The 12134-nt window shown below is 47.0% G+C and carries 3 protein-coding genes; all 3 read right to left on the bottom strand.

The window, feature by feature from the left end:
- Positions 1 to 980 precede the first annotated feature (980 nt).
- The 3 genes from GF401_17880 to GF401_17870 are packed head-to-tail and all read right to left on the bottom strand — an operon-like array spanning position 981 to position 11985.
- Positions 981 to 6800 carry a tetratricopeptide repeat protein gene (locus GF401_17880; GenBank protein MBD3346927.1) on the bottom strand — a complete coding sequence of 1940 codons (5820 nt, stop codon included), beginning with the start codon at positions 6798 to 6800 and terminating at the stop codon, positions 981 to 983.
- On the bottom strand, positions 6797 to 9871 hold the full coding sequence (locus GF401_17875; protein MBD3346926.1) for an SUMF1/EgtB/PvdO family nonheme iron enzyme: 3075 nt from the start codon (positions 9869 to 9871) through the stop codon (positions 6797 to 6799). Before GF401_17875 ends, GF401_17880 begins: the two co-directional genes overlap by 4 nt.
- A complete protein-coding gene (locus GF401_17870) occupies positions 9868 to 11985 on the bottom strand; it encodes a tetratricopeptide repeat protein (protein ID MBD3346925.1) in 2118 nt (705 codons plus the stop codon). The genes GF401_17875 and GF401_17870 overlap by 4 nt, the downstream gene beginning before the upstream one ends.
- Positions 11986 to 12134: the final 149 nt, after the last annotated feature.

The raw sequence follows: 12134 nt of genomic DNA, 5'->3' as shown, positions 1-12134 counted from the left end.
TTATATCCAGGTGTACGACGACTCCAGGACCAAGGGGGTCGATACCACAGAAATCGAATTGAACGGCCCCAACGGAGAAACCGAAACCGTCACGCTTATCGAATCCGGTACCGGCACATATATCGGTTCAATCGAATACGGGGACCCATCCGCCCGCATACCCGGTAACGATAAGTTCGATGTTGGTATCGACGATGAAATCTCATTCTCCTTTTTGGGAATCGGCGAGGAAGACCAGGATCCTTACTCCGGATCAGTTGTCCTTGAAGTCAAGGAAGCCGAGATTTATTTCAACAACAGCAGTTCCTACACCGATTCATCATCACTGGAGAATTACAGGAAAAGATCCGATTCGCTCTTTATCGAGATACTCGACGCATCACAGACCGCCGGAGAGGACCAGGTAAAACTCACTAATTTCAGTAAGGCAAGCGACACCTTGCATATCAGGGTATATGACGACGATAAAACAACCCAGACCGATACGGTATTCATAACCCTGCTTGGTCCTTCCCAGGAGAAAGAAGTTGTCACCCTTGTTGAATCCTCACCGGGCATATACGAAGGCGCTATTCCCTGGGGCAACTCATCAAGCCGTGAACCCGAAAACGGCGTCTACGATCTCTCTATCAATGAACAGTTTCAATACAGATATAACCCTGTAGGAGAACCTGAAGGCGATATTGTTTTCAGCATCCTTCAGGGAATCGAAACTCCGGTGACCAATGGAATTGCGTTCAATCGCATATTCAAATTTCGGGCACTGTCGACAGGCAGGGGCTCCTTTTTTACTATACCCCAAAACGGCACGCTGTCACTGTTCACACCAAGCGGCAAAGTGATCGCTCATCACGCGCTTCGCAAGAACAGCATTTTTCAGGCGCCTTCTCTACTCGCAGGAAAGATAATCATTTACCGGTGGAAAACCGGTAAAAAAGTAGTTCAGGGAAAAATGCCGGTTATCAGATAACTCGGCGATTCTATTTGCCCCGTTTCATTTCAGAGATCGAACGATTTAATTCTTCGATCTCTTTTTTCATTGTCTCGATTTTGGCATCGAGAAATTCTTCTTTTACCTGAAGTTTTCGTAACTCGAGCCGTTCTTTACGAATTGCCTGCTGCGTATCCTGGGAGCGCTTTTGATAATCTTCGATAGCATTGAGCAGTTCTCCCCTGCTTTTGTATTCCTGGACATACCAGTTTTCACTGATCCCTTTTTTGACAACAGCCGTTGAATCGGGTGTGCTTTCCGGTGGTTCCGACAATGCAGAATCGATGCTGCCGAGTGCTCCGTCGGCCGAAGAATCCGGTTTAATCCCCATTGACGCCACGTTTATCCGGGGGGCCGAAGAAGTAAATTTTGTGGTAGTATCAAGCATGGTTTTCAAACACAACGCCACGCCGGGACGACGATCTTGTGTCCACTCAACCTCCAGAGCGGCAACATTATCGCCGCCTCGTAAAAGCCTCGAAATATTTCCCAGACTATCGATTTGAGAATCTGTTTTTTCTCCCAGTGTATCCTGAATTGCAACTTGTCCATTGAGATAGAGTTTGTACTTACCGGCTACCGAAAAATAGCAGACCGCGTCCCTCGGCTTGCCGTCAAGAAAAATATCCTTACGGATAAATACCCGTTTTGCCTGTGAATCCGGCGACCATATCGCCTCGGGATTACCTGAAGGGAACGGTGGAACGCTGTATTCTTTCTGAACTGCTGCGGCTTTCCATCCCTCAAGCGGTGGGGAATCACCGTACCAGCTCCCCGCTTCATCCGTCCTCACTACCCAGCTTCGGTTTGATGGTATTACCCTGGTTTCATAAAAATCAGCACCATACATATCCGGACTCAACCGGGCAAGACCCTCCATGATTTTAGAATACCAGGGCCCCGAATCGGCTGTGTTGGACTGAGCCCAGTTCATAGCGTCTTCGTAAGCGAAAATCGCATTATCCTGTAGTTCAAAAACGATATCTTCCAGTTGAAACAATAATTCTTCCCTCTCCACTTCATCGAGTCCCCCAGGCGTCTCATACTCTTCCTTGACAATTTTCTGAGCAAGTTTTTCATACTCACTGCCGATCATGTAATTGAGTTGTCCAAACCGTTCTAAACACCGCTGAGCACTCTGAGGACATATTTCAAGCTCATTAAGATGATGGTATGCGTTAAGAAAATAGTCGCGGGCTTTTATCTTTATTGGTTTCAGCGTTTCGTTCAACTGTTTCAGATACTGAAAATAATGGAGCGGCTTTTTCTTGATTTCATCAGGGATAGGAGCCTTATACATTGCCCCCACCGAATTGACAATCATATCCCCGGTACGAATATGATTTTTGCAGATTTTCGTTTTGGCATTTTCAATCCATTTTTTATCTTCCTGCGACAAAGAATCAAACCCCTGCCCTATTTCTATTAATTTTTCATAGGGTTTAAATGAGCGCTCGATAAGCCCTGAAGTCACCAGATAGAGGTCTTTTTCAAAGACCGCCGTTTTAATGGGGTCGAGTTTTTCACGTTTCTGTCCGAACCAGTCGCGGCCAAAGTTTTCATACATTTGACCAATTTGATAGGCAGCTTCGAACATCCGCTTGCTTTTGTATTTTATTACTCTGGTATACGATTTACTCGCCTGGGCCAGCAGTGAGGATTTTTGTTCCTGAAGCTTTTTCAATTTTTCCCCTGTGGCATCGAATTTGACTTCAGCGAATTCTTTGCGTTTGATTTCTGCCGTAGCAAATGCGGCTTCGGAGGCAAAGTAATTGTTTGTTTCCTTACCGGCTTCAGCAAACCGGAGGTTCTGTTTTTCGGCCTGATCGTAAAACATCACCGCATTTTTCCGGTCATCAGTCACCATATGAATCTCTCCAATCATAAAGAGAGCCTCGACCGACTGCGGAGTATTACCAAAACGGCGGACATAATTTTTGTAAACCTGTTTGGCTTTGGCATACATCTTTGTTTTATAATAAAAGTTTGCCGACCGGATCAGCATGGCGCCGGCGTCCTTTTCATCCGGATATAGCGTTGTATACCGCTCGTTGACTTCCGCCATCTTGTCGAGTTTGCCCATTTTTTCGTAGCAGAAACCGACATTAAAGAGTGCATCTTTGGCTTTATCCGAATCGGGATAATTATCGACCAGCTTTTCATAGGCTTCGGCCGCCTTATCGAATTTGTCGACTTTTTCGTAATTCGACGCTGCATTAAAAAGCGCGCCGGGCGCAAGTTCCGACTGCGGATACTTATCCACAAGGCGGAAATAGGCCTTCCCCGATTCATCCCATTCCTCGAGCTTTTCATAGGCTTCAGCAGCATTGAACAACACAACACCACTGTATTGACTTCCTGGAAAGCTGCCCTCGATTTCGATAAACGCCTCTGCAGCTTTGCGATGATCCCCGGAACTCTGATACTGTTTCGCGGCGAGAAATTCCGATTGAAGCAGCAGGTTGTAGGCTTTTTCTTTCATTTCGGGATCCGGCGATTTCCGCCATACCTCTTTAAAGGCAGTGGAAGCCCGCTGCCATTTTTCTTCGCCAAAATGACATTGCCCCAAAAGCAGCATCGCCCTGAAATAATTCTTGTCGCCTCTCCCCTTTTTCAGGATATCGTTATATATTTTTGCCGCATTCGAATACATGTCCCGATTGAAATAAACAGCAGCCATTGAAATCATAACATCACTGGTAGCATTGCCGTCCGGAAAATTCTCGAGGTAATTGGTGATTGCTTCAAGCATAACCACGGTTGACGGTTCGAGGTCACCGGTTGCGACTGCCGAATCCGGAGGTTGCATCTTTTGCGCCAGGGCAATAGCGTTCAATGCGGCCTGGTGCCGCCGTGCCTTATTCGCATTTTCCCGCTTGCTGTAGTGTAAATAGCAGGTATAGGCATCTTTGGGCTTGCCGAGTTTGTCTTCGTAGATAACGGCCAGATTCCACAACCCCTCAACAGCCCGTGGATGATTCGGGTATGCACTCGCAACGCGGTCGTAGTATTCGGCTGCAGAAGTATAATCCTTTAAGCTCACCTCCCTTTCGGCGTCCCGGACATAGGAATCTGCAACATACAGCCCCTTTGCAATCGCAGATGAATCAACACGCATAACCGCTGTGCTGTCCCGCTCCCCAACGGTGGTATGCCATTCGGAACCACGGGCATAATTCTTGAAAAATCGTTTCCGCTCTTCGAGCGCTTCCTCACTCCGATTGGTGCCGTCGTAGATGGTAATGAGAGCGCTCCCGGCATCCGGCGCCGCAATGCTGTGGGGATATTCCTCCAGGAGCCGCCGATAGACCCGTATCGCCACATCATAATCCTGAACCTCCGATCGTAGTTCACCGATTCTCTGGAGAACCAGGGCGGCATAATCGATATTTCCGATCAACTCGAGAAACTTAACAGCATCATCGATCTGCTTTTCCTCATCGAAGCTGATAGCGATATAGTCAATCGCTTCTCCTCTCAACAATGGATTCACCACCTGTTTCTCATCCATCTTCTCGGGATCGAAATCCAATTCAACTTCTTCGATAAGGTATTTGAACACAGCAATCGCATCTTCGTAATGATCCTGCATATAATAACACCATCCGAGATTATACAACGCCTGTATAAACTGGGGATGGTCGCGGTATTGAAGAACTGTTCTGAACGCCTCTTCGGCAAGATCATATCCTTTGTTGTTTTCTATTTTCGGATGTTCGAAATAGTATCGTCCGACATTCATATTTGCTTCGACAAAATATTCACTTTCGGGATACTTTTCAGTCAGCTGTACAAGTATATCGTTGGCTTCACCATAGAGTCCGAGTTTCTGGAGCGCCAATGCTTTATAGAAATAGGCGTCATCGGCACTTTCATCTTTTGGAAATTCATAAATAATCTTGTCATAAATCCTCAAAACCTCGCTGAGGTCATAATCGGGAAACTCGAGTCCGGCGGTATCTTCGCCCTCTTCCATTTTCCTTTCATACTCGGCAAGCCGCCTCCCGAAATCATCACTTGCTCCATCGAAATAAAGTTCCGCCAGCCGAAATAATATCCGGGCCGAGTATTTATTATTTGGATAGAATTCCTGCATAGCCTTAATGTGATTAATCAAAAGGTCTCTTTCTCCGGCCAACTCCTTCTGTAGCCTCTCATAATCGATCTCGGAAAATTGCCGTGCGACTTTCTGTCCCTTATCTGATAAGGAGTCGGTGGAGGGTGGAATTGTATCTGTCGCATACATCTGCGCACTGACTTCGGAGAGATGGTTTTTCTTTTTCTGATATTTGATAAAGGACCAGTCCACGTATTTAGCCGGTCCTTCATGATCGCGACGGCTCATCCTTTTATCGGCACGCCTGGCTTGTTCAACCACGATCGCATACTCGTGTTCGAGCTGCCGCATGGCCTTTTCTGTGCTGTCCAGACGGGATTTCAGCAAAACGATCTCATTTCTCAGAACCGTATCCCCGGGCGATGATTTCAATTCGATCGTGTCTATTTCAATTTTCCCTCTGAGATCGATAAGCTTGTCTTCCCTATCGACAATCTGCTCTTTCAGGATAGAGAGATATTGACGCACAGCAAGGTTGAACGATTCACCGGTTTTGTCATCAGAACTCCGCTCCCCCATCTTGACAAGTAATGCCAGATGTTCCTTTTTCAGATTCTCGAGCTTTTCGATATTTTCCCGGACGGTCTTTTCGAGTGCCTTATCCTTTCTGCGGAGACCGATGAATTCAATCTGCTTCCAATCGGCAACAGCTTCCGCGAGTGAGGTCAATTCGTCGTATATCTCAAATGAAAGACGGGCATTGACAATTTTTTTGTAAACCAGATCGTTTATGGAATGTGCTTTAACTGTATCGCCGGTCTCCAGATAAGCCTGTTCGAGAAGGCTGATCATTTCAAAAAAATATTTGCTGTTGGGATTCTTTCGTATGAAATCACGGGCATAATCCCGGGCTTCATCATACGTTCCCAGGTCATAATAGGTGCGGGCTATTTTTACCAGTGCATAATCGTACCGCGAAGCGCTTTTTGGAACCTGACGGTAATATTCCTGCGCAGTAGAAGGGTTATCCTGAAGGTAATACAAATCTCCGATAAGGATGGATGCTTCGGCGGTAAGATCTTCATCTGTTGAATTTTTTCTGACATAATCGAGCTGAAGAAGTGCTTTATCAGGATTTTTCAATTCTATTTCACAGAGAGCCATCAAAAAACGAGACTGGGAATGGTACGCTGATTGTTGTGTGATTTTTTCGAGCAATCCGGCGGCGGCCCCGTACTCCTTTTTTCTGTAGTAAAGCTTTGCCAGCGAATATACAACCGGCTGGTACAAGGGGTGGCGCAAAAACCTTTCTTCGTATATCTTCAGAATCGATTCGGCGGTCTCAAGGTCCCTGTCTTCATAAGCATACTGAATCAACCGGAAATAAGACGGCGCCACCTTATCACTCTCCGGTGTCTTCTCGACCAGAAAAAGGTATTTGTCCCGGGCCAGGTTCTCAAGGCCAAGTTGACGATAGCTTTCAGCAAGGGCAAAACCGATAAAATCGATGTCTCCATCGGGAAGCCCCAGCTTAAAAGCACTTTCCAGAATCCGCGCTGCTTTCCGGTATTCACCGGCATGGTAATGCTCCATGGCACGGCGAACATTTTCAGGCCGGGTTACCGATGAGACGGGAAGTCGTATATACTCCTCGGAATGAACGTCTTCAAGAAGCCACTCGAGCGCCATGCTCTGATCTGCCCAAAGACCAAAGGAAATAAAGAGTATGACGATTGCCGCTGCTCGCTTCATCTGCAACACCTGAATCCGATATGAGCCGAACGTGTGGTTACTGTTCCCGGTGATACGGCGCCGCAATGGGCATCCTTTCCGTCCGTAATCGACCCGCCCACCATAAGAGGATAATCGCCCCGTCTGGAATCGACCCATTCCCAGGCATTACCAACCATGTCCGAAAGCCCATACCCTTCACCACATCGATTAAAAGACCCTGATTTGAAAAGCCTCCTCCCCTTGTCGGGGCATCGCTTCTCTTCATGGGAAGAACCATAGGGATAGGCAGTTACGCTTGCTCCCCGGCATGCACTCTCCCATTCTTGGGCAGTGCAGAGCCGCTTTCCTGCATTGATACACTCCATTTTTGCCTCTATCCATGTAAAGCCGGTCTGTGGAACCTTCTTCCGGATATTCGGCCATTCATACCTATCGATACAGAAGCTGCGACCATTTTTGTCGATAACATACCGCATTCCCTGAGGACATAATTCATGAACCCGGATCTTTCGAACGATTTCTCCGGTACGGCCTGAAGGATCCTTAACCTCAAGCTGGACCGGATAGAGGCCGCCCCGATCAAAGACAAACTCATTTTTCGGTCCGGCATCGAAATCAGTATCAAAAACACCGTCTCCATTGTAATCCCACCGGAACAGCAGTTCTTCAGGAGCAGCTTCGGGATCCGTCGTCGAAAGGGCATTAAACATCATAGGAGCGCCGGCATATATGGTGTCCGGAGAAGTAGTAAACCGGGCAGAAGGAGGTAGATCGATATGATAAATGAACGTATCGAGATCTCCCTTGAATCCGGATGCATCCATAACGAATGCTACAATTGTATCGGAATGGAGAAGGGTGATCGGCGCGGTATAGAGTGTTGAGTCGAGAGTCGGCCTGTTGCCGTGACGGCTGTAATAGATTTGAGAACGGTCGTCGAGTGTATTCAGCGATACCGAAAGAAACCGGTTATAGACCCTCTCGGGCCCTGAGGGAACATTTGGAGTTACCCGGGGTTTCGAAAGATCATATATCGACAATGCACTCTGGTTACCGGCAATGTCTTCGGCATAAAAAGTCAGCCGGATCTCTTTGTCACGCATCACACTGATCCGGTCACGGGATGAAAGAAATTTATTGGCGGCCATTTTGACCGTGCCGCTGAAAAGAGGACTCGAACCATCGGTTGTGTAATATATTGTTGCATTCTCACTGCATTCGAAAAATACCGACACCGAATCACCGATCCCCCTGCGTAGCGTCACGTTGACTTGGGGAGATGTCCAGTCGAGAACATACTCGTTTCGGTGAAAGGGACTCCGCATACCGTCGGCGGTAACTGAATAATATTCTATCGAGTGTGTCCCCTGGCGCGAAAGCTCTATGGAATCCCGGAAGGCGCGGAAAGTGGTATCGGGAAGCAGGCGCCATTTAATGGTAGAACTCATGTTGGTTATAAAACCGATACGGACCTGCCTGTTGAATATACCTCCCCCCGGTGAGGCGGAGACGATCGGACGAATCAGGTCTTTCATCACCCGGACCTTACTCCGGTTCCCGGCACTGTCCAGGGCAAAATATCGAAGCACCTGTCCGCTGCGCATGGTAAGTTTCTCCCGATACACCGGCGACGACATCCCCGGCGTTACAGAACCTGTTTCATAATGAATCCGTACCGGTTCGTTGGAATAGAGCGTTACCGTATAGATATTCTCTTGTACATTCTGTTCGATCCGCGCTTTGACAAGAGGCGGTTTGGTATCGATCGTATAGGTAGCAGTAACCTCCTCCGATCTGTTTCCCGCTCTGTCGACTGCACGACACCTGAGAACAGTCGTTCCTTCCTTTGTAATCGAAAGAGGCTCCCGATATAAAAAGGACTTCGTTGTCGGCTCCATACCATCCAGCGTATAGTAAATATTCGCCGGTTCATTAGCGCTGATCTGAACCGAAAGCTTTTTGGTATACAGGCCTTCCGGATGTGACAGAGTAACAACAGGAGGAGCTTTATCATACTTGCGCTCCCACTCAAAGGGTTGCGACAGATTCCCTGCCTTGTCTTTTGCTCTGGCCCGGATGGTGCTCCGGTCTACTTTCTTAACCGTAATCGGGCCTGTGTAGGGAATGCTCTCTTCGGTGGGCACCGTGCCCTCAAGGGTATACCAGATGTTTGCCTTTTCACGGCTACTTAAAACCACGGTGTCTATCGATGGTCCCTGACGGTAATCGAACCTGACCGAAGGGGCGATTGTATCCACGACATATTTTGAGTGATAGATCCCGGATTTCACACCGCTTTTTGTGCGTGCAAAGTATCTGAGGACGGTCAGTCCGTAGGGAAGCTTTACCGGTTTATCGTATTTGTCAAACCAGTCGGCTGGAGCGGACGGATCGAAGGAATAGTAGATCTCCGCCGTGGGGGTCGAAGAAAGGTTGATTTCCTGTAATTGACTATATAAGCCTTCGGGAGGCGAAGCTGAAACCTCAATTTTCGTTGTGTCGACAGTATAGTGTACCATATCACTGAACGTCCGGTTTCCGGCACTGTCCAGTACACTGAAAAAGCCCTTCAGACTCCGAGAGACGACAAGTGAATCGGGAATTTTTTTCCCCGGCATGTCGTCTTCGGAACGGTGGAAAAAATACTGCACCGGTTCATCGGAATAAAGATGGATTACAATCTCTTTTCGATACTGCCCCGGCTCCGGCTGAAATTTCAGCTGCGGCAAACGGCGGTCCAGCACATATATCATGGAATCCAGTTCCGAGGCATTTCCAAAATCGTCTTCTCCACGAAAGTAAATAGTCACTTTCCCATCATCGGTAATTGTCACCGGACGGCGGTATACCTTCATTTTTTTGCGGGTATTAATGCCCATGAAAATGGTAGCGACCTCATCGGCTTCCAGCGATACATGAAAAATCGTGCGGTGATATTTTTCTTTTGGCGATATCGTTATTTCCGGAGGAATTGTATCCAGCCAGGTGGGTACTGTGTCGGGCCGGCCAAACAAAAATGCGCTGCAAAGGAGCACCAGAAGTGTCCCACGATAAAACAGTGAAGAAATTAAAAACCGGCTATTGTTCATCGCTGCGCCTTTGCTATCAAATCCTGTATCCTGGCAATGAGCCGCCTGTCGGTTGCTTTGCTTAGTGCGTTGTTCCAGTGTTCCACAGCGAGAGCTTTGTACTTTTTGTCCATGTATATCATACCGATCAGATAATCCGGTTCAGGATTACCGGGCAGGCCGGCGGCGGCGCTTTTTAGGACGTAAACAGCCCGGTCATGGTTGCTGTTTTCCCGATAAGTAATACCATCGTATATGCTCTTACCGAACCGTAACTTGATTTGGGGATCGTCGGGAAAATCCCGTATCATCTCCTCATATTTTGCCACAGCAACTTCATACCATCCCCGTTGGGAATAGATATCTGCAAGAAGCAGCCGCAGACGCTTGTCTCCGGGATACCGATTAAGGTAGGATTCAACAACAGCAACAGCATCATCATACCTTTCCTGTTTTCTGTAAATACCCACAAGACCGGTCACTGCATCTTCGGAATGAGGCATCGCTTGCAGAATTTCGAGATAATACTCCTCGGCTTTTTTATATTTTTCCTGTTCTTCGGCAATACGGGCAAGTTGATCGAGGGCGTCGATATTGACGGGAGACAAGCGGATCAGTTCTTCAAGGCACGCAAACGCATCCTTTTTGTTCCCTACCGCCAAATAGGCGGATGCCATATTCGACAGGATAATATCACTTTTTTTACCGGCCTTATCCGCTTTACGGTAACATTTGATTGCCTTTTTGATTTCACCTTTGAGAAAATGGATATTTCCGCGGTTATTAAGCGCCAGCTGTGTGTTTTTTACGGATTTTGTCGACTGGGTAAATATTTTTTCGGCCTTCTCCTTTTTGCCGAGATGCCAATAGAGTACCCCGAGATTTAAATGGATAACATCAAGATCAGGATTTATCTCAAGGGCATGCAAAAGCAGTTGCTCCGCTTTTTCATACCATTCCAGATGAGAATAGGTTTGGGCAAGACTGATCAGAATTGATGGATTATCCGGTTCGATATTGAGTGCATTCTCGAGAACCTGAACCGACTCCATCAGTTTGCCCGCCCGGCGAAATGCCCCACCGAGATGGGAATAATATTTCATATTGCGGGGCTGGAGTTCGATCAGATGGTTGAAAATCTCTGAAGCCCTGGTAAACCGTCCGGTAGAAAGAAAAACCGTGGCCAGTAAAAACTCGGTTTCCAGGTCCGACGGGCCGAAGGCTGAAGCCCTGGTAAGCATTGCTTCCGCCCGGTCATAGGCCCCTTCAAGAAGATGGGCTTTGCCCAGAGCTTTCAGTCCACACGCGGTTTTCTCAAGAACACTCCGGTTTTTATCGGTAAATCCAAGTGCTTTTTCAGGTGTTTCATTGTCGATATAAAATTCGGCAGCCCATGCCTTGGCAAGGGGATCGAATGATGATGTAAATCCTGAATTTTGGAGCAGCTCGAGCGCTTTTACGTGATTATCGGCAAGAAGATGTATGCGCGCTGCGCGATAACGGGCTATTGAGAAGGATGGATCTATATCGATTGCCCGGTAATAGGCCGATAGAGCAGCAGGGTACTCCCCTGTGAGTTCGAATCCGTATCCTGCTGCATAGGTTGCATAGGCCTGATAATTACGGCTTGCATGAGAATCTTTCAGATAGGATGCAGCGTTTTCTGATGCCGGAAGCCCAATATCCTCTACAAACCTTTTAAGTATTTTATCGCAAAGATAAGAAAATGTTCTGATATTACCCCTCACGGTAATCTTTTTTTTATCCCATCTTTCCTCTCCATCATCGATAAAAAGGAATTCCAGCGCAACGGTATCACCACTAACCCGATACCGTCCACCAGCAACGATATTCCATTCCCATTGCTGCCGGTGTAATTGTAAAAGAGAATCCGATTCCATCTCCCAGCCCACCGAATCAGCATTGAAAAGGAATATCGGATCCCACACCTGCACCCCCTCCAGCATGCTTAAAGACCTGAAAAGAAGATCAGGAACAGCATAGCTGACCCATTCATTCATCTGATTACCACTTTTATCATTCAAAGGGAATAGTGCTATAGATATGCGAGGCCATGCACTTATTGCGGCAAAAAATATGAGAATAATACTGTTTCGCAATTTTTGGGGATACATTGAAAAGTTGCTACAGCCGTATGTATTTATAAGTTATTATGTTTCCTAATTATAGTATATTAGCATCGTTTTTTCAGCGTTAATTGGTTTTTTATGCGTATATATAGAAAATCTACTATGTTACAGGAATAAAAACAATCCATTGACAC

Source organism: Chitinivibrionales bacterium, from assembly GCA_014728215.1.
Classification (GTDB): domain Bacteria; phylum Fibrobacterota; class Chitinivibrionia; order Chitinivibrionales; family WJKA01; genus WJKA01.
The sequence above is the reverse complement of the archived record's forward strand: the minus strand, read 5'-3'. Positions and strand labels throughout refer to the sequence as shown.